This is a genomic window from Streptomyces pyxinicus (assembly GCF_024753135.1).
GTDB lineage: Bacteria > Actinomycetota > Actinomycetes > Streptomycetales > Streptomycetaceae > Streptomyces > Streptomyces pyxinicus.
Map to the genome: position 1 here is coordinate 102,216 of NZ_JANUGP010000009.1, position 25,268 is coordinate 127,483.

Sequence of the window (25,268 nt, forward strand, 5' to 3'; positions counted from 1 at the left end):
AGGCTGGGTATTCCTCACGGCCGCCACCTCCAGCTGTAATAGAAGATGTATTAGAGTGGAGGACATGAAGCCGACCCGAGCCGGGACCACCGAGAACATCTCCGTGTCCATGCCCGCCGAGTTGGTCAGTGAGCTCCGCTCCCGGACCGGCCGCAGGGGACTGTCCGGCTACATCACCGAGGCTGTCAGACATCAGCTCGCCATGGACGGGCTCGCCGAGATCGTCGCGGCCCATGAGGAGGAGCACGGCGCGCTCACCGAGCAGGAGATCGAAGTCGCCCGACGCGAGCTGTTCGGAGACGAGAACGCCGGGCGGGGCGCCGCGTGAAGGAGCAGCCGGCCCGCTCGCTGGTGCTCGACTCCGAGGCGCTCTCCCTGCTGCTGCGCAACGACCGCGAGATGGCGGCTCGCATCGAGGCGTCCCGCCAGGTCGGGGTTCCCGTCCTGGTGTCCGCGCTGACCATCGTCGAAGCCGTACACGGAAAGACCGATGTTGCGCGGTTGAAGTGGGTGCTCTCCCGGCTGCGGGTGGAACCGGTCAGCCAAGAGGACTCCCAGACCGCGGTGGAACTGCTTCAGGACGCAGGCGGCCTGCATGGGCACAAGTACGCGATCGACGCCCTCGTCGCCGCGCTCGCGCTCCGCGTCCCGGCCCCCATGATCGTCCTGACTTCCGACCGCGACGACTGGTCGAAGCTCTGCGGGAACCGTGTGATCATCAAAGAGGTGTGAGCACTGCCGACTGTCGGGTTCGCGAGTTCACCGTCACCGGTGACACGCGGAGTTCCCGACCGCCAGCAGCTCGGCCACATCCCGCCGCCGCGCCTCCTCGAAAGCCTCCGGTGTCCACAGCGCAGTAGGCCCGGCGCGATCAAGGCAGCCGTGCCCTTCCCCGTCACCACCGACCTGGGAACGCTCTGACCGCTCCCCCGGCCCGCCCGCATCGATCACGACCCCTCGCGCTCAAGCCCCCCGCCAAGGACACTCGTACACACACGAGTTGCGGCCGGAGGGGGACGGGACATGCGGGACGGGCATCGGGTGGAGGCCGAGCGGCTGGTGGCGCGGGCCGTGGAGGAGGAGGTGCGGCGCTCCGGTGGCCGGATCGACGGTCAGCTGCTGCTGTCGCGGGCACGCGGCGCGCTGGACGCCATGGCCGAGTCGGCCGGTGAGGAGTACGCCGCCTACACGCGCGCGCTGGACGAGGCCGAGGAAGGCCGGCTGACCTTCGGCCGGCGTTACGCCCGTGCCGGTGGCAGGACCGCCCTGCTGGCGGCCGGCGTCGGCGCGGTCGCCGCCGCCGTCGCCGACCTCTCCCTGGGCACCGGCGCGGGCACCGCCATCGGCGCCGGTGCGGTCGCTGGTGTGGTGGGCGCCGCGGCGACGGTAGTGAAGGTCGCCGGCACCCATCTCCCGGCCGCCCACCACCGCGCGGGCGAGGCCGGCCAGCCCGGCGGCCCCCAGCAGCTCCGGTTGCAGTGGCTGACCGCGCTGGAGGTACGGGGCATCCGCCCGTTCCTCGACCAGCAGCGCGTGCTCAGCGCCTCCACCGGCCCGAAGAAGAAGACCGGCCCGGCGCTGCGCGGCGCGGACAAGAGCGCGGCGGCCCGCAGACGCACGGTGCTGGAGCAGTCGTTCGGCCAACTGCCCGAGCCGGACGGCCCCTTCGGCGGCCGGCGCCAGGAGCTGGCGCGGATCAGGCAGTGGGCGCAGGCGGCCCGGGCCACCACCGAGACCCGGCCGACGGTGGTCGTCCTGCACGGTGAACCCGGCTCCGGCCGCACCACGCTCGCGGTGCACGCGGCACACGAGCTGCGGGACCACTTCCGGGGCGCGGTGGTCGTGGACCTGCGCGGCGCCAGCCAGGAGGAGCCGCCGCTCGGCACCCGGGACGCCCTGCTACACCTGCTCAACCGGCTGGGCGCGCCCCGTGAGCAACTGCTGTTCCGGGAGCGGTCCACCGCCGACCAGCAGGTCAAGCGGCTCGGCGAGCTGTACCACCAGCACCTGACCGGTCTGCCCGTGACGATCGTGCTGGACGACGCCTCCGACCCGGAACAGGTGCGGGCGCTGGTCCCGGAACGTTCCGACAGCCTGGTCCTGGTCACCGCCCGGACAGCCCTGGAACTCCCGGCCGACCTCGCCGCCTGGGTGCACCGGCTGCCGGTGGAGCCGCTGGACGCGGCCGGCGCCGAGGACGTGCTGAGCGCCGCCGCCGAAGATTCCTCCGGGCCTTACGACGCCGAGTCCGCCGAGCGGGTGCGCGAGCTGTGCGGCGGGCTGCCGCTGGCGCTGCGGATCGCGGGCTCCGCGCTCGGGCCCCGCTCACCCCGTCAACTGGCCGCCGATCTCGCCGCGTACGGCCCGGTGGGCCCGGTGGAGCGCGCCCTGTGGCTGCGCTACACCGACCAGCGCGAGCCCGCCCGCCGGCTGCTGCGCAGGCTCGCCCTCGCGGGCCGCGCCTCGCTCGGCGCCGCCGCGGCGGCGGCCCTGCTCGCCACGGACGAGACCGAGGCCGGCCGGCAGCTCACGGCCCTGGCGGACGCGGGACTGATCGACCACGTGCGCGGCAGCCGCTACCGGCTGCACGACCTGGTGCGCGCCTTCGCCCAGGCCCGGCTCGCGGACGAGGAGGACCCGGCCGAGCGCGCGGCGGCGCAGGAACGGCTGATCGCGAACTACGCCGAGCTGGCCGACTCGGTGCTGCGCCTGGTCGACGGCAACATGTCGACCCGCTCGAACCAGTTCGGCTCGCACGGCTTCACCTCCCTCGACGAGGCCCTGCGCTGGCTGGACGACGAGTCCAGCTTCATCACGGCCACCCTGCGGCACGCGGAGGGCGTGGACCGGGCGGCCGTGCTGAACCTGCTCGGCGCGCTGTGCGACTACTGCCTGCTGCGCGGCGACCTCTACCGCCTCGGCGAGATCAACGAACTGGCGCAGGCCGTGGACGAGGGGCTGCTGGTGCGCTCGGTGCAGTGGCGCACCGGTATCGCGGCCCGGCAGCTCGGCGAGCTGGACAAGGCGCGCACCACGCTCACCTCGGTCGTGGACCTGTACCGGGAGGCCCACCACGACGCCGGTGCCGCCCGCGCCCTGACCTCCCTCGGCATCACCCTGCACCACCAGGGCAACCTCACCGAGGCGGCGGCGAGACTCCAGGAGTCACTGGACCTCCAGGCCGCGCCCGAACTGGCGACCGACCGGGCCTGGACGATGCACGCCCTCGCCGCGGTCCAGCGGGACCGCGCCCGGCTCTCGGAGGCACTGGACCTGCTGACCCGCTCACTGGTCCTGCACCGCGAGGGCGGCTCGGTGCACGGCGAGGCGTGGGCCCACTTCCAGCTCGGCCAGCTCGCCTTGCGGATGGGCGACGTGCCGCGCGCGGAGACGGAGCTGCGATCCGCCCTGGAGCGCTACGGCCGCACCCACGACGCCCGTGGCGAGGCCTGGGCGGGGACCCAGCTGGCCCGGGCCCGCCTGGTGGACGGTGATGCCACGGTGGCCGCGGAAGGCCTGCGGCAGGCAGCCGCCCGGCACCGCGAGAACGAGGACGCGCGCGGCGAGGCGTGGACGCTGTACTACCTGGGGCAGGCGCTGGAGGAGGGCGGGAACCTGGACCAGGCGGTGCGCGACCTGGAGCGGTCCCGCACGATGTTCTCCCGGATGCGGGACGTCTACGGTCTGGCCTGCGCCCGGCACCATTCGGCCCGGGTCACCCGGGACCAGCGGGCCGCGCAGACCGGCTCGCTGCGCAACTCCGGCTTCGCCCGCCAGCTCCTCGTGGACGCCCGCGCCGACTTCCAGCGCATCGGCGTCGCCCACGGCGAGGCCTGGACCTGTCTGGAGCTGGCGGTGGTCGACGCCGGCAACGCCCGCACCCAGCAGGCGCTGGGCCTGTGCGACGAGGCCCTCGACCTGTTCACGTCCTACGGCGACCTGCGCGGCGAGGACTGGGCCCGCTTCCTGCGCTGCACCCTGCTTCCGTACGCCGCACCGGGCGGCGTCGAGATCGGCACGGCGGTGGCCCAGGAGGAACTGGCCCGCCTCGCCCGCGCCCCGCATCCGCTGCGCGACGAGAAGCTCACCGACTGCGCCACGGCCTACGCCCTGCTCCTGGAACGCGGCATCCAGCTGGAGGCCGGCTGGCAGGCCTGGCGCCTGGGCATGACCCCGAGCCGCCACGCCCGGGAGGTGATGGGCGTACCGGTACGGACGACCGCGTAGTCGGGGCTGGGGAGCGCCCGGTATGCGGCGCCCGCCCCGTCGTACGGCCGCTCAGCCCCGCCCGGACGTGCCCCCGCCGACCGCCTCCGCCTTGCCGGCGTCCTCGGCGGAACCGTCGGAGGTGCCCGACTCCTTGAAGTCGACCTTCTGCATGTGCTTGCTCATCGACTTCATCAGCCCCCACACCGCCAGAGCCATCACCGCGAACACGATGAAGCCGAGGACGCCGGGGGTGACCTTGTTCTGGTCGACCTCCTTGGCGAGGGGGACCAGGTGCGTCACTGCCAGGCTCACGCTTGCGCTCATGTCAGGCATTGTCCCGGATGCCCGCGAAGAGGTCGTCCTCGGGGAGGGAGGTGTCCACGAGAGACTTCGCCAGCTCGTACTCCTCGGTGGGCCAGACCTCCTTCTGGAGCTCCAGCGGGACCTTGAACCAGCCGCCGTCCGGGTCGATCTGCGTGGCGTGCGCGATCAGGGCCTTGTCGCGGATCTCGAAGAACTCGGCGCACGGGACGTGCGTGGTCAGCGTCCGCTCCGTGCGCTCGAACTCCTGCCACCGCTTCAGCCAGTCCCCGTACGGCGACTCCAGGCCCCGGTCGAGCAGGGCGTGGTGCAGGGCCTCGGTGCGGGGGCGGTTGAAGCCCTGGTTGTAGTACAGCTTCTGCGGCTGGAAGGCCGGCCCGAACTCCGCCTCGGGGTACTTCTCGGTGTCCGCCGCGCCCTCGAACGCCACCATGGAGATCTTGTGGGTCATGATGTGGTCGGGGTGCGGATAGCCGCCGTTCTCGTCGTAGGTGGTGATCACCTGCGGGCGGAAGGCGCGGATCCTGCGCACCAGCTCCCCGGCCGCCTTGTCGACGTCCTCCAGCGCGAAGCAGCCCTCGGGCAGCGGAGGCAGCGGGTCGCCCTCCGGCAGCCCGGAGTCGACGAAACCGAGCCAGTCCTGCTTGACGCCGAGGATCTCCCTGGCCTCGTCCATCTCCTTCTTGCGCACCTCGTGGATGTGCTCCTCGATGTACGTGTCGCCCTGGAGCTTCGGATTGAGGATGGACCCGCGCTCTCCGCCGGTGCAGGTCACCACCAGCACGTCCACCCCCTCGGACACGTACTTCGCCATGGTCGCCGCGCCCTTGCTCGACTCGTCGTCGGGGTGCGCGTGAACGGCCATCAGTCGCAGCTGGTCAGTCAAGACTCAATCCTCGTAAGTCGGCGCCCCGGTGTCTTCGGGTGCGATCGGCGGCTTCTATAGTGACCGAATCGGGGGGCGAATAATTCCGGGGTCCTGCCCCTGGGCCCCTTTCGGGACATCCGTCCCGATCCCCTGCCGGGAGGACGATCATGAGTACGGCGAGTACGCGGCTGCCCGAGGACCGCTACGGCCGCTCCTCGGACGAGCGCGCCGACCGCAAGCTCAGGATCGCCGCCATCGTGCTCGGCGGGGTCCTGCTCGCCCTGGTCGGCTATTTCGCCTACTACTACGTCGGGCGGAACGAGATCAGCGCCCAGGTCATCACCTTCAAGGCCACGGAGGACAAGGTCGAGGTGCACCTGGAGGTCCACAAGGACTCCGGCGCCGACGGCTACTGCACCCTGCGTTCCCAGTCCGCGGACGGCGCCGAGGTCGGCCGGGCGGACTTCCGCTTCACCGGGTCGGCCACGAGCATCGACAAGGTCGTCACGCTCCGTACGACGGCCAAGGGGACGACGGCCGAGCTGCTCGGCTGCCACGCGGGCTGACCACGTCCCGGACACTCCCCGGGATCACCCGGAACACGTAGATGCTGACCTGCGTTGATGTGATTCTGATGGCTTATGTCCTCCCCCTTGCGCCGTTGAATTGTTAGGCTCGTGGTTTCGCCCATCCGAGAGGGAACATTCTTCTGGGTAGGGCGATGCTTTGTATTCCCAGTACCGACGAGGAGCACCCTGTGACCCAGACCAGCGAGAACGTCACCTGGCTGACCCAGGAGGCGTACAACAAGCTCAGGGACGAGCTTGAGTACCTTACTGGTCCTGCGCGCACGGAGATCGCCGCCAAGATCGCGGCCGCGCGCGAGGAGGGCGACCTGCGCGAGAACGGCGGGTACCACGCGGCCAAGGAGGAGCAGGGCAAGCAGGAACTGCGCGTGCGCCAGCTGACCCAGCTCCTTGAGAACGCCAAGGTCGGCGAGGCTCCGGCATCCGCCGACGGTGCCGTCGCGCCCGGCATGGTCGTCACGATCGCCTTCGATGGTGACGAGGACGACACCACTACGTTCCTGCTCGCCTCCCGCGAGTACGCGAGCGCCGACATCGAGACGTACTCCCCGCAGTCCCCGCTCGGCTCGGGCGTGATCGGCCACAAGGTCGGCGAGGACGCGCAGTACGAACTGCCGAACGGCAAGAAGGCCTCGGTGAAGATCTTGAAGGCCGAGCCCTACTCGGGCTGAGCCCCCACCCTCTTCCCCTCTACGGCCCCCGGCGTCCACCGGACACCGGGGGCTCTGCCGTGCCCGGCCCTCCCGGGGAGGGCCGGCCGCGTCAGACGGTGGGCCGGTGGCACGTCAGGCGGTGGCCGAGCGGTATTTGCGGACCGCGAGGGTGCGGAATATCGCGATGATCAGGACGGAGTAGGCCAGCGAGGCCCACACGGGATGCTGCATCGGCCAGGCCTCCGAGGTGGACCGGCCGGGATTGGCGAACAGCACCCGCGCCGCCTGGACGGTCGCGCTGAACGGGTTCCACTCCGCGATGTGCCGCAGCCACGGCGTCATGTTGCCGGTGTCCACGAACGCGTTGGACAGGAACGTCACCGGGAAGAGCCAGACCAGCCCGCCGGAGGTCGCCGCCTCCGGGGTGCGCACGGACAGGCCGATCAGCGCGCCGATCCAGGTGAAGGCGTACCCGAGCAGGAGGACCAGGCCGAAGGCGGCCACGACCTTGCCCGCGTTGGTGCTCCCGTCCGTGCCGACCCGCCAGCCCACCAGCAGGGCGACGACGGCGAGAACCAGCAGGGTGAGGGCCGTCTGCACCAGGTCGGCGAGCGTGCGGCCGGTCAGGACCGCGCCGCGTGCCATCGGCAGGGAGCGGAAGCGGTCGACGAGTCCCTTGTGCATGTCGTCGGCGATCCCGGCCCCGGAGCCGGCGGTGGCGAACGTGACGGTCTGGGCGAAGATCCCGGCCATCAGGAAGTTCTTGTAGTCGGTCGCGCTGGTGCTGGCGCCGATCTTCATGGAACCGCCGAAGACGTAGGTGAACAGCACCACGAACATGATCGGCTGGATGAGGCCGAAGATGACCATCTCGGGGATGCGCGTCATGCGGATCAGATTGCGCTTGGCGACGATCAGCGAGTCTCTGACGGATCTGCCGACGGCGCTGCCCGCCGGGGCGGCGGTGGGCACGGTCGGAGTGACGGCACTCATTTCACTGCCTCCTTGTCGCTGGTCTCTGCGTCGCTCGTCTCGTCCCGCCCGGCGGTCTCGGCCACGTGTCCGGTCAGGGAGAGGAAGACGTCGTCGAGGGTCGGGCGGCGCAGCCCGACGTCGTCTATCTCGATCCCCCGGGCGTCCAGCTCCCGGATGACCTCGGCCAGCAGCTTGGCGCCGCCGGTGACGGGCACGGTGAGCTTGCGGGTGTGCTCCTCGACCGTGGTGTCGCCCTTGCCGAAGACGCGCAGCACCTCGGCGGCGGTCCCGATGTGCTCCCGCTCGTGCACCACGACCTCCACGCGCTCGCCGCCGGTGCGGGCCTTGAGCTGGTCGGAGGTGCCCTGCGCGATCACCCGGCCGTGGTCGACCACGGCGATGTCGTGCGCGAGGTGGTCGGCCTCCTCCAGATACTGCGTGGTCAGCAGCAGGGTCGTGCCGCCGGCGACGAGTTGCTGGATGACCTCCCAGAGCTGCTGGCGGTTGCGCGGGTCGAGCCCGGTCGTCGGCTCGTCCATGAACATCACCGGCGGGGAGACCACCAGGGCCGCGGCGAGGTCGAGGCGGCGGCGCATGCCACCGGAGTAGGTCTTGGCGGGGCGGTCGGCGGCGTCGGCGAGGTGGAACTGCTCCAGCAGCTCCGCCGCTCGCGCCTTGGCTGCCTTCGCCCGCATCTGGTAGAGCTGCCCGACCATCTGCAGGTTCTCCCGGCCGGTCAGGTACTCGTCGACCGCCGCGAACTGGCCGGACAGACCGATGGAGCGGCGGACCGCGTCGGGGTGCCTCAGCACGTCCACGCCGGCGACGACAGCTCTGCCGCTGTCGGGGCGCAGCAGGGTGGTCAGGCACCGCACCGCGGTCGTCTTGCCGGCGCCGTTCGGCCCGAGCAGGCCGAGGACCGTGCCCTCGGGCACATCGAGATCGACGCCGTCCAGCGCCCTTACGTCACCGAAGGTCTTCACCAGACCTTCGGCATGGATGGCCCCTGGCATGTCTGTCTCCACGTCGTCGGGGACTTGTTCCGGGCCCCGGGGCTCCGGGTTCCGGGGTTCTGCGAGAAAAGGCTAGATTTGCGCGCCCGGTTCCGTCCGCCCTTTTTCGGAAGACGGGCGGATCCGGCGGCCACACGAAGACCGTAACGCGATGTATCGCGTCCCTCAATGGATTTGTGGGCGGAAGGACACGAACGAGTGATCCCGCGGCCGCCCCGGCCACGGCCACGGCCCCGGCCCCGGTCTCGGCCCTCGCCCCAGCCCCCGCCCCGCCTCCGGCCTCTGGTCCCGGGCTCAGTCGAGGACGGTGTACCCGGCGCCGCGCAGCACCCGGCCGACCTCCACGCAGTGTTCCGGGCCCTTGGTCTCCAGCTGGAGTTCCACCTCCACCTCCGTGAACCCCAGCCGGGGGTCGGTACGGACGTGGCTGACGTCCAGCACGTTGGCGTCCGCCTCCGACAGCACGCCGAGCAGCGTCGCGAGGGCGCCGGGCCGGTCCGTCAGCCGCAGCCGGACCGCCAGATAGCGGCCCTGCGCCGCCATGCCGTGCCGCAGCACCCGCTGCATCAGGACCGGGTCGACGTTGCCGCCGGAGAGCACCGCGACGACCGGGCCCTCGAACTCCTGCGGCGCCGCGAGCAGCGCCGCCACCGGACTCGCCCCGGCCGGCTCCACGACCAGCTTGGCCCGCTCCAGGCACAGCAGCAGCGCGGCCGCCAACTGGTCCTCGCCGACGGTGCGCACCTCGTCCACCAGCTCGGAGACGATCTCGAACGGCACCACGCCCGGCCGCCCCACCTTGATGCCGTCGGCCATGGTCACCGGCTGCTCCAGCGACATCGGACGGCCGGCGGCGAGCGAGGGCGGATAGCTGGCGGCGCCCGCGGCCTGCACGCCGACGATCCTGACGTCAGGCCGGATCGCCTTGACGGCCACCGCGATACCGGCCGCGAGCCCGCCACCGCCGACCCCGACGACGACCGTGCCCACCTCCGGACACTGCTCCAGGATCTCCAGGCCGACCGTGCCCTGCCCGGTGATGATGTCCGGGTGGTCGAAGGGGTGGATGAACACCGCGCCCGTCTCGGCCGCGTACTCCTCGGCGGCGGCCAGCGTCTCGTCCACCACCTGACCGTGCAGGCGCACCTCCGCGCCGTACTCCCGGGTCGCGCTGATCTTGGGCAGCGGGGCGCTCTTCGGCATGAACACGGTGGAGTGCACGCCCAGCAGCGAGGAGGCCAGCGCGACGCCCTGCGCGTGGTTGCCGGCGCTGGCCGCCACCACACCGGCCGCCCGCTCCTCCGGCAGCAGCCCGGCGATGCGCACGTAGGCGCCGCGCAGCTTGAACGAGCCGGTCCGCTGAAGGTTCTCGCACTTGAGGTGCACCGGCGCGCCGACCAGCCCCGACAGGTACCGGCTGCCTTCCATCGCGGTGGCCCGGGCGACGCCGGAGAGCATCTTCTGCGCTCCGCGCACATCGTCGAGGGTGACGGAACGCAGGATGTCAGCCGTGCCGTAGCTCATGACTCCAGCATCGCAGTTCACCGTCGCACACGACGGGTGTGACCAAGCTCCGAGACCGGTTCGCACAGCGCCGGTACGGCCCGGCGCCGGGCCGCGTACCCTGTCCCCCAACCTTGCAGCCCTTCATGAAGCGAGCCTCCGGCCATGCCCACAACACCTGAAATGTCGATGGACATGACGACCGTCGGTGACCCTGGTCTCCTCGACACCCTCCAGCACGAGGTGGCCGTGTTCGCCCGCCGCGCCGAACAGACCCGGCTCGGCGGGGTCGGGCAGGTCCGCAACACCATGGACCGGGCCGCGTACCTGCTGCTCAACCGCCTCGACAAGGAAGGGCCGATGGGGGTGAAGGCGCTCGCGGCGAGCATGGGGATCGACTCCTCGACGGTGACGCGGCAGGTGGCGCCCCTGGTCGACAGCGGGCTCGTCAAGCGCACCTCGCACCCGGAGGACGGCCGCGCGGTGGTGCTCCAGCTGTCCCCGCGTGGGGCCGCCCGGCTCGAAGAGGTGCGCTCGTCGCGGCGTGCGCTGATGGCCGAGCTGACCCACGACTGGGCGCCGGAGGAGCGCGAGGAGTTCTGCACGCTCCTGACCCGGTTCAACCGGGCGCTGTCCGCGCGTACGGTGCAGGCCGTCCCGTCGGTGGAGCAGCCCCCGGCCTCCTGACACCGGTCCGCTCCGCACCCTTGACCCCGGGCCGCCGCTGTCCTCATATGAGAGCGGGTCCCGCACCGTACGGCGTTTTTCCGTCTCGTACCGGACGGGGCCGCGAGGAGCTTCGGGACGCGTCGGGGTGCTCAGGGGGTGAGGCGCGGTGCGTGATCGGCGGCTGTCCCACGGTGCCCGCCGGGCCCGGGAGTTCGAGGCGTTCGTCGCGGGCGCGGCCGGACGCCTGCTGCACACCGCCACGCTGCTCACCGCGGAGCCGCCGGACGCCAACCCGCGCGCGCGGCGCCTGCTGGCCCTGTCCCTCGCCCACACCTACGCCGACTGGGACCGGCGGTCGGGTGAGGATCCCTACGACGACGCCCGCCAGTACCTGGCGACGCGTTTCGCGCGCGCGATCTGGTACCGGTACGGCGGCGCTCCGGGCCGCGTCCGGCCGCCGGACCCCCGGCACCCGCTCGCCGAACTCACGCCCCAGGAACGGCTGATCGTCGTACTGCGGCTGTACGAGGGAGTGGCCGAGGAACAGGCCGCAGCCCTGCTCGGGCTGCCCGCGGAACGCGTGCGCGCCATCTGCGCCCGCGCGGTGTCCACGCTGCTGCACCCGGCCCACCGGGCCGCCCCGCGCGGGGCGGGAGGCACGGGCCCGGTCAGCGGCGCCGGTGCGAAGGCGGCAACGCCGTGAGAGGGGGGTCACGGGGTATCGGCGTCGTGAGACGGGGGGTACGGGGTGCCAGCGCCGCGATACGGGGGCTGAGGGGTGCCAGCGCCATGAGACGGCTCGCGCCGGGCGCGGAACCACGGCCCGCGTGGGGTCCGCGGCGAGCGGGCGGGGCGCGGTGAACCGGGCCGAGCGTGAGGGGGCGGTACGGCGGCTCATGGAGCGGGTGTCGCCGCCGGTGCCCCTGGACGTGTACCCGGAGGCGGTACGGCGCGGCGAGCGCCTCTTGCGACGCCGGCGCCTCGCCCGCCGGGTGCTGTGGCTGCTGGCCTGCGCGGCGGTCGTGGCGTTCACGGTGTGGGCGGCGCGGACGCATCCCTGGGTGGAGCCGCCTTCGCAGACGACCCCACCGCTCGACGGCTGGTGAGCCTGCGGCCGGCTAGCCGAGGGCCTGCTGCAGATCCTCCAGCAGGTCGTCGGCGTTCTCGATGCCGACGGACAGCCGCACCAGGTCGGCCGGCACCTCCAGCGCCGAACCGGCCACGGAGGCGTGCGTCATCCGGCCCGGGTGCTCGATCAGGGACTCGACGCCGCCGAGCGACTCACCGAGGGTGAACACCTTGGCGCGGTTGCACACCTCGACGGCCGCCTCCTCGCCGCCCTCGACCCGGAACGACACCATGCCGCCGAACGCCCGCATCTGCTTGGCGGCGACCTCGTGACCGGGGTGCTCGGGCAGGCCCGGGTACAGCACGCTCGTCACGCGCGCGTGCCGGGTCAGCATGTCGGCGACCTTCGTGGCGTTCTCGCTGTGCCGGTCCATGCGCACCGCGAGGGTCTTGGTGCCGCGCAGCACCAGCCAGGAGTCGAACGGCCCGGCGACCGCGCCCATCGCGTTCTGGTGGTAGGCCAGCTCCTCGCCGAGCGTCTGGTCGGAGACGATCAGCGCGCCGCCGACGACGTCCGAGTGACCGCCCATGTACTTGGTCAGGGAGTGCACGACGACGTCCGCCCCGAGCGACAGCGGCTGCTGGAGGTAGGGCGTGGCGAAGGTGTTGTCCACCACGAGCTTGGCGCCCGCGGCGTGGGCGACCTGGGCGAGGGCCGCGATGTCGGTGATGCCGAGCAGCGGGTTGGAGGGGGTCTCCACCCAGACGGCCTTGGTGCGCGGGGTGAGCGCGGCCCGCACCGCGGCCGGGTCGCTGGTGTCGGCGACCGACCACTCCACGCCCCAGCGGGTGGCGACCTTGGCGAAGAGGCGGAAGGTGCCGCCGTAGGCGTCGTTCGGGATGACGACATGGTCGCCGGGGGTGAGGAGCGTCCGCAACAGCGTGTCCTCGGCGGCCAGGCCGGACGCGAAGGCGAGACCTCGGCGGCCGCCCTCCAGCGCGGCGAGGTTCTCCTCCAGGGCGGTACGGGTCGGGTTGGCGCTGCGGCTGTACTCGTAGCCGCCGCGCAGCCCGCCGACGCCGTCCTGCTTGTAGGTCGAGACCTGGTAGATCGGCGGGACGACCGCGCCGGTGAGGGGATCCGCGGTGTTGCCCGCGTGGATCGCGAGGGTCTCGAAGTGCTGACTGATGTGCCTGTCGCTCATGGGCACCGAGCGTAATGCGCCCGGCCGGATGCTGACGTCCCCCCGAGGCCGACAGGCACGGGCCGAAGGGATTTCCCTACGCGGACGGGCACCGTCATTGCCAAGGCCTTGGACCCCGTCCTGTCATGACCAGATCCGGAGTTTTCCACAGGTCGGCGGAGGGTTGGCCAAGTGTCGGCGATGTCTGGTTCGCTTGGGGCATGGCGATTCTCTGGCTGCTGATGGCGCTGCTCATGCTGAGCTTCGTCCTGCTCCCCTTCCTGCGGCGCAGGCGCGGGGCGATCGGGCTGGTCCACCCCGGCCACCCGGACGCCGCCGACCCGGCGGACTACGGCTTCGTGCGCCAGGAGGAGCTGGACCTACGCGTGCCGGGCCCGGACAAGGACCTGATGGACGTCCTGGAGCTGGTACAGCGCACAGGGGACCACCGGGCCGCGGCCCAGTTGCTGGCCGGCACCGAGGCCGAGGGCGAGCAGCGCTGGCAGCGGGTGCAGGCCTTCGCGGGCGCCGCGTCGCTGGAGCTGGCGCAGCGCCCCGGCGGGATACACGAGACACCGGGCGGCCAGTGGCTGCGCGTCTGGCGGGCCGAGCAGCCCAAGGATCCGGGCGGCGCCGCCGTCCACGCCGAGTTCCTGGTGCAGCAGGCCTGGCGTACGTCGACACCGGGCACGGACGACTTCCGGATCATCATGGAGGAGGCCCGCGACGCCTGCGCCCAGGCCGGGCTGCTGGCGCCGGGCGATCCGGTGCCGTGCGTCGTGGAGCTGTCCATCGCCCGCGGACTGTCCTACCCGCAGGCCGAGTTCGAGCAGCTCTGGCTGAAGATCCTGGACCGGGCCCCGCACCACATGGGCGCCCACCTCGCCGCGCTGCACTACTGGTGCGAGAAGTGGCACGGCTCCCGTACCCAGGCGTACGCCTTCGCCGAGGCCGCCGCGGCCCGCGCCCCGCAGGGCTCGCTGCTGGCCGCGCTGCCGCTGTTCGCGGTCTTCGAGCACCTGCCGGAAGTGAACCTGGTCACGGGTTTCTACCAGAGCGAGGTGGTCACCAAGGCGATACACGGCGCACTGCACGCGGTGCACGCGGCCCGGCCCGACGACCCGATGCTCGCGCACGTACGGCACCTGCTGGTCTTCTTCCTGGTGCGCGCCGAGCGCTGGGCGGAGGCCATGCAGCAGCTGGTCCACGTCGACGGCCATGTGGGCGCCCTGCCCTGGACCCTGTCGGCCGACCCGGCCGCCGAGTTCGCCGTCTACCGCGCGCTGGCCGTCGCCGGCTACGAGGCCAACGGCGGCAACCCGGCGACCCTCCCCGGCTGAGCGGGCCGCACGACCGGCGCCGGTACGACAGTGGAGGGCGGCGGGCGGCGCTAGCCCAACGGCAGGGCGTCCTGGTAGCCGTTGGTCGGCCGGTGGACCTTGGTGACGGTGCGGGCATCGAGCGCGACCGGCGCGGTCCTGGTGCCGAGCTTGCCGCCCGGGTGCCAGGCTCCCGTCACCGCCACCCAGGTGTCGGCGGGCAGGGCCGGGCCGCCGTAGACCCGTACCTTCACCGACTGGGCGTCGGCCGCGCAGCAGTTGATGATGATGCGGGTCAGGTCCCAGCCGCCGCCGGCGCCCTTGCCGCGGGGCGTGACGATGCCGGTCATGCGGATGACGCGGCCCTTGAGGGACTGCGCGCGGTCCTGCTGGACCCGGCTGGTGAAGTCGGAGAGGGTCATCGGCAGCGGCGAGGTGCGCGGCAGCGGATCGAAGTCGCTGCGCGCGGCGACGGGCTTGGGCGGCTGCCGGGCGGCGGTGTAGGCGCCGAGGGCGGGCGGGGCGTAGCAGAGCAGGCTGAGCGCGGGCAGCAGGAGCAGCCAGGCGACGCGGGGCACGGCGGAGTGGTCGTGCCCGTGGCCTCCGGTCCCCTCCGTGCCGTGACCGTCGTCTCCGCTCCCCTCCTCGCCGTGGCCGTGCCCCTCGCTCCCGTGCTCCCCGTGGCCGTGGTCCCGTCGTCCCCGGTCGATGACGGCGCCGGCCAGCCCCAGCAGGAGCAGGACGGCACCGGAGGCGATCAGCAGCGGCCGCATGCCCTCCTTGACGTAGCGCAGGCACAGGTCCGTGAAGAGGGAGACGTGCAGCAGCCCCAGACCGCACAGCACGAGCAGCCCCGCCTGAAGGATCCGCTTCACAGCAGCACACCACCGATCAGCGAGGCGGACGCGATGGCGACGACGACGGTGGCGGCGGAGAACCGTACGGCGAAGGCCCGTCCGAACGTACCCGCCTGGAGGGCGATCAGCTTCAGGTCCACCATGGGCCCGACCACCATGAACGCCAGCCGGGCGACGGGCGGGAACCCGGTCAGCGAGGCGGCGAGGAAGGCGTCGGCCTCGGAGCACACGGCGAGCAGGACGGCGAGCGCGGCCAGGAAGAGCACGGCCAGCCAGGGCGCGCCGGCGAAGGTGTCGAGCACGGAGCGGGGGACGACGACGTTGAAGGTGGCCGCGGCCATCGCGCCGAGGACGAGGTATCCGCCGGCGTGCAGGAAGTCGTGCTGGAAGGCGAGCCGGAACTCGTCCAGGCGGCTCCCGCCGTGCCGGTGCCCGGTGTGCCGTACGGCGGGCCGCAGCCACTCGGCCCGGCCGAACCGCAGCCACAGCCAGCCCATGACGACGGCGGTGGCGAGGGAGGCGAGCAGCCGGGCCAGCACCATCGCGGGGTCGCCGGGGAAGGCGATGGCGGTCGCGGTGAGCACGACCGGGTTGATCGCCGGGGCGGACAGCAGGAAGGCGAAGGCGGCGGCCGGGGCGACCCCGCGCCCGATGAGACTGCTCGCGACCGGCACGGAGGCGCACTCGCAGCCGGGCAGGACGACCCCGGCGACCCCGGCCACGGGCACGGCGAGCGCGGGCCGGCGCGGCAGCACGCGCGTGAACACCCGTTCCGGCACGAAGGCGTTGATCGCGCCGGACAGGGCCGTGCCGAGCAGCAGGAACGGCAGCGCCTGCACGGTCACCGCGAGGCACACGGTCCGCCACGCCTGCACGGCCGGGGCGTCCCCCCACCGCCCGAGCAGCACGACGGCCGTGCCGGGCACGACGGCGGCACCGATGAGCAGCAGCGGCCAGTGCCGGGGCGGTTCCGCGCGCGGGGCGTCCGCTTCCGGTCGGGCGCCGACCAGCTCACGCGTCTCGCGCGTCTCCAGCATGCCGACTCCCCTGTCGAGGTCCGGCAGCCCGGACCGAAGCGATGGCCCCGAAGATATCGGCCGCCGCTGTGAGCCCGTGCGGGCCCCCGGGGGCTCTCTCACTTTTGTCAGCGCCCGGCAGTACGGTGTCCCCCATGCGCCCCGACACGCCTGCCGAGAACGTCGACCACGCCAACGAGGCGGCACGCCTGGAGCGGACCGCCGGACTGTACCCCGAGGACGCCGAGGCCCTGCTGCTGCGCGCGGCGGCCCACCGGGAACTCGCCGGCGACCGCCCCGCGGCCACCGCGCTCTACGACCGGCTGCTCTCGTCCGCCGAGGGCCTGGACAACCCGCCCCTGATCCGCGCCCTGAAGGCGTCGAACCTGTGGGAGTACGGCCACGAGGCGGAAGCGCGGGCGATCATCGACGGCGTCCGCGCGACCGCGCCCCGCGACCCGGCGCCCTGGGTGATCGTGGCGGAGGCCCTGGAGTCGCACGACGAGCTGGAGGCGGCGGCGGAGACCTTCACGGAGGCCGCTCGCCTGCTGCTGGCCGACGGCACCGAGCCCCCGGCCGCCACCCACCCCCTCCTCTACGGCCGTCACCGCGTCCGCCGCCTGCAGGGCCTGCCGCACGACGACTGGGACACCCTCGCCGACACCCTCCACGCCTCCCCGGTCTCCCTGGACGAACTCCACGACCCGAAGCGGGTGTGGTCACTGGGCTCGGAGAACCCGGCGGAACTCCAGGCCGAGATCGCCCGCCTGCACGCGGAACTGGGCGCCTACCGAGAGGCCCTCTCCCGCCCCTTCCCGGTGGCGGTCCTGCACTGGCCGGCCCCGGAACTGACCGAACTCCTCACGGCGTATCCGGCCCTGTCCGCGGAGTACCCCTCCCACGAGGAGCACCTGTCGACCATAGAGTCCTCCCTCCGCGAACTCGCCACCTCCGGCACCCCCAACCTCGGCATCGTCACCGGCACGGTCCCGTCCTACGAGGCCTTCGCCGCCTCGGAATCCACACCCCCCACCGACCCGACCCTCCTCCCCCAGTACGCGACGACCCTGGCGGCCCGGGGACGCGCGGTGGCTTGGCCTCCGGAGCGGGGGGCGGGGTGTTGGTGTGGGATGGGGGAGGCGTACGCGGAGTGTCACGGCGCTGTCTCGCCGTACAGCTGAAATTCCCGGTGTCAGCGGTGGTTAATGCGTCCCCGGGCTTTGCGGCAGACCGTCGGTGTCTGGGCGTCCAGCCGCAACGCTAGGCTCGGGAACGTGCCTGAAGACGAAGCTCCCGAGTGGACAGCACCAGAGGGATCATGGGCCTCCTCCGCTGCCCGCCGCCGGAACATGCAGGCGATTCGTAGCCGCGATACAAAGCCCGAGTGGCTAATCCGCCGTCTGGTACACGCTCAGGGTCTGCGCTACCGCGTCGCGGCGCGGCCACTGCCCGACCTGCGCCGTACGGCGGACATGGTGTTCCGTACGGCGAAGGTCGCGGTGTTCGTCGACGGCTGCTACTGGCATGGCTGCCCTGAACACTACGTCCCACCGAAAACCAACTCGGGATACTGGTCAGAGAAAGTCGTTCGCAACGTCAAGCGCGACCGGGATACCGACAGAAGACTCACGGAAGCCGGGTGGCTCGTGCTCCGCTTCTGGGAGCACGAGCTGTCATCCGCGTGTGCCGACGTAATTGCCGCGACGGTCCTTGCGCGCCGCACGGGCTTGGGGAGGACTTGAGACGGGCAAAATCATCTGCTCAGGTCCACCCTGAACAGACCCATTGCCCTCGCAGTCCATTTCGTAGTCCGAAAGGAGGTCCTCGCGCATTTCCGGTCGCAGCACCGCAGCAATCGCCCTGCCAACTGCCTCAGCAACCGGAGGCGGAAAGGCATTCCCCACCTGCCGATATTGAGCTGTTTTGCCTCCCTGGAACCTCCACTTTTCCGGGAAACCCTGAATGATTGCCGCTTGTTCAACTGTCAGCATGGGGCCGGTTTTACGGAAGAGGTCCCGCTCTGGATCACAGTCAGCTGGGTCATTGGCGACCCCCATAGCGTCAACGCCCAGATCGGCCCAGGCACGCTTGGCTCTGGTCGGCCCCAGATCGGCTCCACCATGCTTCCTCGAACCGCCCACCAGGGTCGGCGCGATGCGCTTCCCGGCAGCTGCGGCTTGCGAGGCCTTGTGGTGCCAGTCGTGGTAGATGTCCTTGCCAGTCCGTTCACCAGGAGCCGCTGGCTCCCCCTTGTAGTTCTTGTTCCAGAACTGCTTGCAACGCCTTAGCATGGTGGGGTTGAGCTGGTCTACGACCGTCACTTCCTGGGTACCCTTGAGCCGGCTAGGCCAGACGAACTCGGCACCGCTCTCCTCAAGAATATCTTTGCGAATAGCCACAAGGATCGCGCGCGGTCGCAGCTGAGGCACACCGTAATCACTCGCGTCAAGCCTTCGCCAAACGGCCCTCATTGCCAGGTCCTGCTTTTCCGGCAGCCAGTGGTCCTCGACGGCCGGCACCTCGTAACCGAGGTCGTGCAGATTGTTCAGGATGTCCCGGCGGTAGTCAATGAAAACCTCGGGCGGCTCAAGAATGCCCCGGACATTCTCGATCATGACGGCTTTAGGCCTGAGCACCTTCACGATATCGAGTGCGGCAGGAAACAGGTCACGTTCGTCGTCCTTCCCCAGCCGCTTTCCGGCCAGGGAGAACGGCGGGCAGGGGACCCCGCCTGCGAGCAGGTCGAGATCCCCTTCTCCCAGGTCAAGGCCAGCAAGGGTCTGTGAGGCGAGGAAGTCCTTCACGTCCATCGGCCGAAGCGCTTCTGCACGCGCCTTGTTCCACTCAGGCCACCCCCCGACGTTCTTGCTGAGAGTCCGCACGGCGTGCGCGTCCCACTCAACAAGGGCCAGGTGATCGAACCCGGCATAGTGCAGACCGACGGCTTGGCCGCCCGCGCCCGCACAGATCTCTACCGAGGTCAGCGGCGGGGTGAACTGCGGACGTGCTCGGCCGCTGGGGCGCATGGCGCTCCTTCCGGGATGACTGAAAAGCTGTGTCATGTTACAGAGGCGATGGTCGGCCACCGCCCCTTAGTCACATCAGTCTCCCACTACCACAGCCTTGCGTGCCCGAGGGCTCTCGCCGAGCAGCGAAACTAGCGGCTCCCCATGTGACGCAGCAGCGCCTCAATGTCCGCGGGCGCCAGACCAGCAGCCACTGACGGCTCCTCCTGCAGGTCGGCAAGCTGCTGAACCGTGGGGTCGTCAAGGATCTTTCCCATGAACTCCAGCTTCTGGTCCAGCCGCGCTGCCACGACTTCGTCAATGGTGTTCCGGACCCCCAGAACCGTGACTCGCGTGTCGGTCCCGGGCGCGAGGCCAAGGCGGTGGATCCTGTCGAGGCTCTGCAGGAACCGGCCTGCCATGAAGTCCCGGTCCACGTATACGGCGTCGTGGCATACGTGATGAAGGCTGATTCCCTCACCCAGTGTCGCCGGATTGGAGATCAGCACCATGCAGCCCGGATCCTCGCGGAAGCGGCGGAGCTGCTCCTCGCGATCGGGCGTCCCCCCGTAGACAACGGCCGGGCTGTACTTCCCGAGCATCTGCTCCAGAGTCGTGAGGCTACGGACGAAGGTCGTCCATACGAGCGTCTTACGGCCTCGCGCCGCGTTCTCGGCGATGATCGCCACCGCTTCCTTGAACTTCGGTGACAGCTCGTAGTCCGGCAGGTTCTGCATCAGCGAGTACAGGGAACTGCCCTGCGGGATGTCCAGCGGTGGCAACTGGTAGGCGAGCGGCTCGTAGCGGCTTCCGCCCTCCAGGAGCAGAGCAGGGCTCGTAGCCGCCATGAGCAGCCGAAGGGCTGTTTTGCCGAGCGAGCTGAGATCTTCCCGCCCAGCTCCCCTGCTCATGCCGCCCACCAGCGAGCTGTAGATCTCATTGTGCAGCGGCGGCATGTCCACGTAGCGCATCTTGAGCTGCACGGGCGGCAGACCCAGTTCCTGCTTGGTCGTACGGCTGAACAGGGGACGCAGCACGGAACTGGCGTAGCTGAGATCGCCACCGGCCACTGCCTGGACGACAGTGCGCTGACCGTGCCCAGGCCACACGAAACCCAGAAGGTTCTCCAAGTCCTTTGAACCGTTAGGTGCAGGTGTACCCGTGAGAATCATGCGCCGCTCGGCTAGCGGGCCAAGCGCCATGCAGGCAGCACCGTATGTACCGCGTGCACCGAGCTTCATCCGGTGGGCCTCATCCAGGATGATCATCGACGGCCCGGCTTTCAGCCAGCTGGCCAGCGTGGCCAGAGAGCGGTCCAGCCGCTCATAGTTGACGATGAGCACCTCAGCCCACTGGTCCATTGACCCGTCGAGGACGTGGGTGCGAAGTGGATAGCTGAAGCACACCGCTGTCTCGTGACGCCAGGACTCGTATGCCGACTTGGGACACACCACCAGGACCCGGCTCACTCGCCCCTGGCTCCTTTGGGCGGCATAGACCGCCAGAGCCACTCGGGTTTTGCCGGCGCCGGGAACACTGAAGTTCGCGCCATGCTGAAGCGACAGCAGCTTGGCGATGTCACGGAGCTGGAACGTGCTGAGCTCTCCGGTCCAGGAATCGCCCAGCATGCCAGGCACGTCACTGGCCGAGACCTCGCCCTGCGGCTGCCCACCGCTGAGCCGCTCCTTGACCGTATTGGCGTCTTTGACCACCCCCGCAACAAGATTGCGCAGTTCCGGGGCCCATTCCACGCCCTCGCGGTGGGGCCAGCTGCTGAGGACGGTGAGACCGGCGAGCAGTTCATCCAAGGCGATGGACGCGGTCAGCGGGCCGAGTTGGCCGCCCGTACGGAAACGGGCGGCCAACTGGACAAGATCCTGCTGGTAGGCGCTGGTGGTCCGCAGCACAACGCGCGTGCGCGTCTCATCGAACCCCAGATGCAGGGAGGCCCCGGTCGCGGCGTCAGTCACCGAGAACCCTCCGTGGCAGCGGCTTCCAGCAGCCAGGACACACCATCGCCCGGGTTCGGGAGGCCCCGGCCGGCTTGCTGCGCAAGCTTCCGGAGGCTGCTGCGCAACTTCATGACGGCTTCGTCGAAGGCCTCTTCGTCGAGGCTGTGCGAGGTGCGTGCCTGGACCACATCCATGACGCACTGGTCAATGCTGGCGCAGGCCTCGGCCAGCCGCGCCGGCGCCAACTGCTTGCGCTTGCGCAGGCGGGCACTGCGGCCGGCGGCTTCAATAGCCGCATCAAAAGCCTTCTTGGCACCGTCAAGCACGGCCTGTTCCTGTGCCATGTCGCTATCGGCCAGTTCCGGCTTCTTGCTGCGCACGGCAGCACTCGCGCGCAGGATCTGGTCGTTCAGTGCCCGCGCCTCCGAGACAGCCGAGGGCGCTGCCGGAACCGAGAGATCGAGGCCCGGGATAAGCACCTCGTCCGGCTGCTGCGGTCCCGGACCACTGCCGGCCAGAGCGGGGGGAAGGGCCTGGCTGAGCTGGCCGTCCTTCAGGAACTCCTCGTCAATGTGCCGCACGTCCGTCTTGGAGAAGTCCAGAAGGATCGCGGCAAGACGCCACTCCTTCAGTACCTCGGCCTGGTCACGGTCGACGGTCTCCAGCTTGGTGTAGAGCCGGTGGAGTTCCTTCAGACGCTCCTGCGCGCCCTCCCAGTCGACGAGCCTGAGTGCAACGCCTCCACCGCTCTTGCTGCGGTCGATCAGTTCACGGATGGTACTGAGGATCCACCGCTCCTGGTGGTAGGTCTTCACCTGGATACGGAACTCCTTGGCGATCTGCTCAGGCGTGCGTCCGAGCGATGCCTGCTCCTCCATCGCCAGGAGCCGGTTGATGTACGAGTAGTCCCGGCGATGGTCCTTGCGGAGCTGCAGGGTCAGCTCCACGGCGTTGACGTCCGCCCAGGTGAACGACTCGGGCAGAACACCGACGCGCATCGACTGCGCCCCCAGTTCCCGCAGGGCGGCAGCGCGCGTGTTCCCGTTCACCAGCACACCGTGGTGCGTCACGAGACCGGGATCATTCTGGCCGAACTGATCCAGGCTCTCCTTCAGCTTGTCGAACTCTGGGTCGCGCACGTTCGGATCGGTCGGGGATGCCTGGAGCAGGAATTTCAGGTAGTCCTGGCTCTCCCCGCTCCACGGGTCCTTCTCAAGCGCCTCATCGCGGGTGGCGTTGTGGGTACGCTGGGCACGGATGCGGTGAGTGCCGGGATTGAAGTACAGCCCGCTGATCGGCAGGTCGATGACTTCTACGTTGGTCTGCTGGTCGTTCCAGTCGACCTTGACCGTCTCCCTCGTGCCTCCGCCGGCCCTTACCTCCTCAACCTTCTTCTTGATCTGTTCGCTGAACTCGGCCGCCCGCGGCGGCGGCGGGAACTCCCGCAGCATGATGTGTCTCCGTTCCCGTACTTCGCCTAGTCGTCAATCTCGTCGAGGGCCTGAGCGACAGCCTTCCGGGAGTCTTCCGGGAGGGTGCGGATCATTCCCCACAGCTTGTCCAGCGGGCTGAGCGTGCGCTGGTCGGCAGCCAGCCAGCCGGCCAGCGTCTTACGTTCGATGACCGACAGGTTCTCCACCATCTCCAGCACCACTTCCTGGTCGACCTCGCGCTCGGAGCTTCCCGCGATGCACCGCGTGCACTCGGTGATGAACTGGTACTCGGTGTCTCCGCTGGGAAGGATCACCTTGCGGCGGGCCACGTTCAGCTGTGCCTGCTCGACGCCATCCCCGTACTCCTCGCCCGACCCGATCCCGCACGTACGGCACAGGAAGTTGTCCGCCTGGAAAATTTTCGTGCGCTGGGCGGCCGTCAGGCTGTTCTTGTGCTTGGGAGCCTTCGCCTGTCCCGGAATCCAGACCTCGGCTCCCCTGGTCACGAACCGCTGCTCTTCCTGCTTCAGCGAAGCGTCCTCGCGGCTCGTGAGAATGCCCCAGCCGTGCGTCCGGAGTTCGCGGATCCGCCGGTCGATCTGCGACACGTCTGGGAAGGCTTCACGCAGCTCGGCCTTGGTGAAGATGCCGTCCTCGCCCACCTTGGCCACCAGCCAGAGCGCGGCCCGCGCCTTGCTCCCCAGCTTCTTGTCCTGCCACGACGGCAGCGTCATGTAGCGCCTCCGGTCAACTCATGCGGCGGGCATGCCGCATACCGTCGCCATGAGGGGGAAACCCCCATAAACGACATACACCGCCCCCCGTTTGTCGGGCGGTCCAACTTCCCCTAGTCGACACCAGCACCGAATGAAAGTCCACCACTGGAACACTTGCTCCAGAATTAGCAAGAACTCCAACTCTCATCCCGTCATGCACAATTGGCTGACCAGCAGGTACTTCAAAGCTAGCGGGGGTTATGGACATGAGCACGACAATTGAGGCGGCACCAGCCAACCGGAGCTGGATAAACAAGCAATTCCGCAGTGACGTTCCTCCTGCCAAGCGAGCCCTGGCCGTCGCCCTGCAGGAGGTATGTCGCCACATCACTCCGGATAAATCATCAAGAAACCGGATCACTCAGGCGACGGCGGCTGCGCACCTGGGCTGTAGTGAGAGTTCCCTGTCCCGCTTCCTCAGCGGGCAGTCACTCCCGGCTCTGCCGCTGGTGGAGAACTTCTACAAGCGCGCTTGCGCGGACGCTGGCGGCACAGAACTTATTGGGGTGACCCTTGCTGAGCTGCGAGAACTTCACAGCGAGGCGGAGGCCGAGAAGTGCTATGCCTGTGTCGGACTGACCACAGAAGTCGCCCTGCTCAAGCAGCAGCTGCAGGTGGCGGAGGCCGAGTGCAGTGCTCTCCGCGAGGAGGTCGCCCAGGTGGAGCCGTTGAGGCGGGATCTGGCCAGTCAGCGAGCCATCGTCGCGAAGTTGAAGGCGGCCAAAGCCGGCTTGGAAGCGCCTCTCGCCCTCCACGCACCTTCAGCTCCGCTGCCGGTCCCCCGCCGACGGGGGGACCGGCAGCGGACGCAGAACGATGTGTCGGCGGCACGCCAGCTGGCGAAGCAGGCCGGAGACCTCAGCCGAACCGAAGGCCCCAATGTGGCGCTGACGCTCCTGCGCCAGAACACCGGTGGTCTCAGTCCGCAGGAGATGGCGGCACTGCTGCTCCTGCTCCGGCGGCAGCGCGACGATCAGCTCGCCGACGACGTCATCCACATCTACGGCCGCGATCAGAAGAACGAGGACATCCTGCACGCGACCCTGGCACTCCATGAGCGTGGGGCGACCGATGACGCCGGCGCCATGCTCAGGGCAGCGCTGCGATGACGCCGGCGTCCGCACAGCGGCAGCACGGATGCGCGTCACGGGCGAGCAGTCATGGCGACGGGCGCCCGCCGTGGAACCGGGGGGCGCCCGCTGGAAACTGCGCTGGGAAGGGTTCAGCCCGCAGCCATCAACTCCCCCCGCCCGAACAGCAACGCATACCCCCGCGGAAGCCCAGCCAGTACACGTGTCGTCAGCGGTTCGCCGATGTGGGCTGCCAAGGTGCTGAGGACCGAGCTGACGTGCCAGCGGGCCGTGGGTGGGGTGGGGCTGCCGAGGGAGGTGGCGGTCGAGTTGACGAACTCGCGGGCCGTCAGTGGGTGGGTGGCCGGGATCTGGGAGGCGATCAGGTGGCCGGCCTCCTGGGGGAGGGCCTGGGCCAGGGCCACGCGTTCGTCGCCGGTGACGTGGGTGCCCAGGGCCGACAGGACGGCCCGGGTGACGCGTTCCGCCTCTGCCCTCGTCGGGTACTGGCCCGCCTCGCGGACCGCCTCGGTCAGTCGCAGCCAGCCGGTGTCCTCGGCGCGCGGTGACAGGGGCACCGTGGGGATGGTCGTTCTCGGCTGCGGGGTCGTCACCGTCATCGTGCTGGCTCCTCCTGCGGGGCTCTTCGGGGCACCCGATGCCCGGTGCCCCGTAACCGGGTGAGCATGGGCGGGAGTTGGGGGCACTTGGCCGAGGCGTCCCGCGTCCGTCTTCGTGCGTCTTCGTGCGCGGACGCGGGACGTCTCGGTAGTGCCAGCCGGTGTCAGGC

25 protein-coding genes are annotated in these 25,268 nt (G+C 70.2%); 12 read left to right on the plus strand and 13 right to left on the minus strand.

Going from position 1 to position 25,268, the window contains the following annotated elements:
- The first annotated feature begins 64 nt into the window (after nucleotides 1-64).
- The 3 genes from NX794_RS14595 (at nucleotide 65) to NX794_RS14605 (ending at nucleotide 4,227) form a co-directional block, all read left to right on the plus strand.
- Nucleotides 65-328 carry a hypothetical protein gene (locus NX794_RS14595; RefSeq protein ID WP_258778946.1) on the plus strand — a complete coding sequence of 88 codons (264 nt, stop codon included), beginning with the start codon at nucleotides 65-67 and terminating at the stop codon, nucleotides 326-328.
- The gene (locus NX794_RS14600) at nucleotides 325-732 is read left to right on the plus strand and encodes a type II toxin-antitoxin system VapC family toxin (protein ID WP_258778947.1); all 408 of its coding nucleotides are present in this window, start codon (nucleotides 325-327) and stop codon (nucleotides 730-732) included. The genes NX794_RS14595 and NX794_RS14600 overlap by 4 nt, the downstream gene beginning before the upstream one ends.
- 291 nt (nucleotides 733-1,023) lie before the next feature.
- Nucleotides 1,024-4,227, plus strand: a complete 3,204-nt coding sequence (locus NX794_RS14605; protein ID WP_258778948.1) for a tetratricopeptide repeat protein — start codon at nucleotides 1,024-1,026, stop codon at nucleotides 4,225-4,227.
- A 51-nt stretch (nucleotides 4,228-4,278) separates the two neighbouring features.
- Here the strand turns inward: NX794_RS14605 and NX794_RS14610 are convergent, their stop codons facing one another.
- The gene (locus NX794_RS14610) at nucleotides 4,279-4,542 is read right to left on the minus strand and encodes a hypothetical protein (RefSeq protein ID WP_258778949.1); all 264 of its coding nucleotides are present in this window, start codon (nucleotides 4,540-4,542) and stop codon (nucleotides 4,279-4,281) included.
- Nucleotides 4,535-5,395: a mycothiol conjugate amidase Mca gene (mca, locus tag NX794_RS14615; protein ID WP_258779107.1), complete on the minus strand. Its 861-nt coding sequence runs from the start codon at nucleotides 5,393-5,395 to the stop codon at nucleotides 4,535-4,537. The genes NX794_RS14610 and mca overlap by 8 nt, the downstream gene beginning before the upstream one ends.
- 170 nt (nucleotides 5,396-5,565) lie before the next feature.
- Here mca and NX794_RS14620 point away from each other — a divergent pair, with 170 nt between their 5' ends.
- Nucleotides 5,566-5,964: a DUF4307 domain-containing protein gene (locus NX794_RS14620; protein WP_258778950.1), complete on the plus strand. Its 399-nt coding sequence runs from the start codon at nucleotides 5,566-5,568 to the stop codon at nucleotides 5,962-5,964.
- Nucleotides 5,965-6,155: 191 nt separating this feature from the next.
- The gene (gene greA / locus NX794_RS14625) at nucleotides 6,156-6,656 is read left to right on the plus strand and encodes a transcription elongation factor GreA (protein WP_258778951.1); all 501 of its coding nucleotides are present in this window, start codon (nucleotides 6,156-6,158) and stop codon (nucleotides 6,654-6,656) included.
- A gap of 114 nt (nucleotides 6,657-6,770) precedes the next feature.
- Here the strand turns inward: greA and NX794_RS14630 are convergent, their stop codons facing one another.
- The 3 genes from NX794_RS14630 to ilvA form a co-directional block, all read right to left on the minus strand.
- Nucleotides 6,771-7,631: an ABC transporter permease gene (locus NX794_RS14630; protein ID WP_258778952.1), complete on the minus strand. Its 861-nt coding sequence runs from the start codon at nucleotides 7,629-7,631 to the stop codon at nucleotides 6,771-6,773.
- The gene (locus NX794_RS14635; protein ID WP_258778953.1) at nucleotides 7,628-8,626 is read right to left on the minus strand and encodes an ATP-binding cassette domain-containing protein; all 999 of its coding nucleotides are present in this window, start codon (nucleotides 8,624-8,626) and stop codon (nucleotides 7,628-7,630) included. Before NX794_RS14635 ends, NX794_RS14630 begins: the two co-directional genes overlap by 4 nt.
- Before the next feature lie 294 nt (nucleotides 8,627-8,920).
- The gene (ilvA, locus tag NX794_RS14640; protein ID WP_258778954.1) at nucleotides 8,921-10,150 is read right to left on the minus strand and encodes a threonine ammonia-lyase; all 1,230 of its coding nucleotides are present in this window, start codon (nucleotides 10,148-10,150) and stop codon (nucleotides 8,921-8,923) included.
- Nucleotides 10,151-10,312: 162 nt separating this feature from the next.
- Here ilvA and NX794_RS14645 point away from each other — a divergent pair, with 162 nt between their 5' ends.
- The 3 genes from NX794_RS14645 (at nucleotide 10,313) to NX794_RS14655 (ending at nucleotide 11,904) form a co-directional block, all read left to right on the plus strand.
- Entirely contained in the window at nucleotides 10,313-10,816 is a 504-nt protein-coding gene (locus NX794_RS14645) for a MarR family winged helix-turn-helix transcriptional regulator (protein WP_258779108.1), read from the plus strand.
- Nucleotides 10,817-10,964: 148 nt separating this feature from the next.
- Nucleotides 10,965-11,501 carry a sigma factor-like helix-turn-helix DNA-binding protein gene (locus NX794_RS14650; protein WP_258778955.1) on the plus strand — a complete coding sequence of 179 codons (537 nt, stop codon included), beginning with the start codon at nucleotides 10,965-10,967 and terminating at the stop codon, nucleotides 11,499-11,501.
- 154 nt (nucleotides 11,502-11,655) lie between these two features.
- Entirely contained in the window at nucleotides 11,656-11,904 is a 249-nt protein-coding gene (locus tag NX794_RS14655) for a hypothetical protein (protein WP_258779109.1), read from the plus strand.
- A 12-nt stretch (nucleotides 11,905-11,916) separates the two neighbouring features.
- Here the strand turns inward: NX794_RS14655 and NX794_RS14660 are convergent, their stop codons facing one another.
- Nucleotides 11,917-13,071 (minus strand): cystathionine gamma-synthase, encoded by a 1,155-nt coding sequence (locus tag NX794_RS14660; RefSeq protein WP_258778956.1) that lies wholly within the window; start codon nucleotides 13,069-13,071, stop codon nucleotides 11,917-11,919.
- Nucleotides 13,072-13,271: 200 nt separating this feature from the next.
- Here NX794_RS14660 and NX794_RS14665 point away from each other — a divergent pair, with 200 nt between their 5' ends.
- Nucleotides 13,272-14,390, plus strand: a complete 1,119-nt coding sequence (locus NX794_RS14665; RefSeq protein ID WP_258778957.1) for a hypothetical protein — start codon at nucleotides 13,272-13,274, stop codon at nucleotides 14,388-14,390.
- 50 nt (nucleotides 14,391-14,440) lie between these two features.
- Here the strand turns inward: NX794_RS14665 and NX794_RS14670 are convergent, their stop codons facing one another.
- Entirely contained in the window at nucleotides 14,441-15,244 is an 804-nt protein-coding gene (locus NX794_RS14670; protein WP_258778958.1) for a TIGR03943 family putative permease subunit, read from the minus strand.
- The gene (locus NX794_RS14675; RefSeq protein ID WP_258778959.1) at nucleotides 15,241-16,263 is read right to left on the minus strand and encodes a permease; all 1,023 of its coding nucleotides are present in this window, start codon (nucleotides 16,261-16,263) and stop codon (nucleotides 15,241-15,243) included. Before NX794_RS14675 ends, NX794_RS14670 begins: the two co-directional genes overlap by 4 nt.
- Before the next feature lie 134 nt (nucleotides 16,264-16,397).
- Between NX794_RS14675 and NX794_RS14680 the strand changes: the two genes are divergently transcribed.
- Nucleotides 16,398-17,423, plus strand: coding sequence for a hypothetical protein (locus tag NX794_RS14680; RefSeq protein WP_258778960.1), 1,026 nt, complete (start codon nucleotides 16,398-16,400; stop codon nucleotides 17,421-17,423).
- 93 nt (nucleotides 17,424-17,516) lie between these two features.
- Nucleotides 17,517-17,984 (plus strand): very short patch repair endonuclease, encoded by a 468-nt coding sequence (locus tag NX794_RS14685; RefSeq protein WP_258778961.1) that lies wholly within the window; start codon nucleotides 17,517-17,519, stop codon nucleotides 17,982-17,984.
- On the opposite strand, the gene NX794_RS14690 is transcribed toward NX794_RS14685, so the two are convergent.
- From NX794_RS14690 to NX794_RS14705, 4 genes are all read right to left on the minus strand, one after another.
- Complete coding sequence (locus NX794_RS14690; RefSeq protein ID WP_428985909.1) at nucleotides 17,916-19,268, minus strand: DNA cytosine methyltransferase; 1,353 nt, start codon at nucleotides 19,266-19,268, stop codon at nucleotides 17,916-17,918. The genes NX794_RS14685 and NX794_RS14690 overlap by 69 nt on opposite strands.
- Nucleotides 19,269-19,399: 131 nt before the next feature.
- Nucleotides 19,400-21,217, minus strand: a complete 1,818-nt coding sequence (locus NX794_RS14695) for a DEAD/DEAH box helicase (RefSeq protein ID WP_258778963.1) — start codon at nucleotides 21,215-21,217, stop codon at nucleotides 19,400-19,402.
- A complete protein-coding gene (locus tag NX794_RS14700) occupies nucleotides 21,214-22,650 on the minus strand; it encodes a ParB N-terminal domain-containing protein (RefSeq protein ID WP_258778964.1) in 1,437 nt (478 codons plus the stop codon). Before NX794_RS14700 ends, NX794_RS14695 begins: the two co-directional genes overlap by 4 nt.
- A gap of 26 nt (nucleotides 22,651-22,676) precedes the next feature.
- Nucleotides 22,677-23,366, minus strand: coding sequence for a hypothetical protein (locus tag NX794_RS14705; RefSeq protein ID WP_258778965.1), 690 nt, complete (start codon nucleotides 23,364-23,366; stop codon nucleotides 22,677-22,679).
- 248 nt (nucleotides 23,367-23,614) lie between these two features.
- Here NX794_RS14705 and NX794_RS14710 point away from each other — a divergent pair, with 248 nt between their 5' ends.
- Nucleotides 23,615-24,517, plus strand: coding sequence for a hypothetical protein (locus NX794_RS14710; protein ID WP_258778966.1), 903 nt, complete (start codon nucleotides 23,615-23,617; stop codon nucleotides 24,515-24,517).
- Nucleotides 24,518-24,630: 113 nt separating this feature from the next.
- Here the strand turns inward: NX794_RS14710 and NX794_RS14715 are convergent, their stop codons facing one another.
- Nucleotides 24,631-25,098, minus strand: a complete 468-nt coding sequence (locus tag NX794_RS14715) for a DUF2267 domain-containing protein (RefSeq protein ID WP_258778967.1) — start codon at nucleotides 25,096-25,098, stop codon at nucleotides 24,631-24,633.
- Between the last annotated feature and the right edge of the window lie 170 nt (nucleotides 25,099-25,268).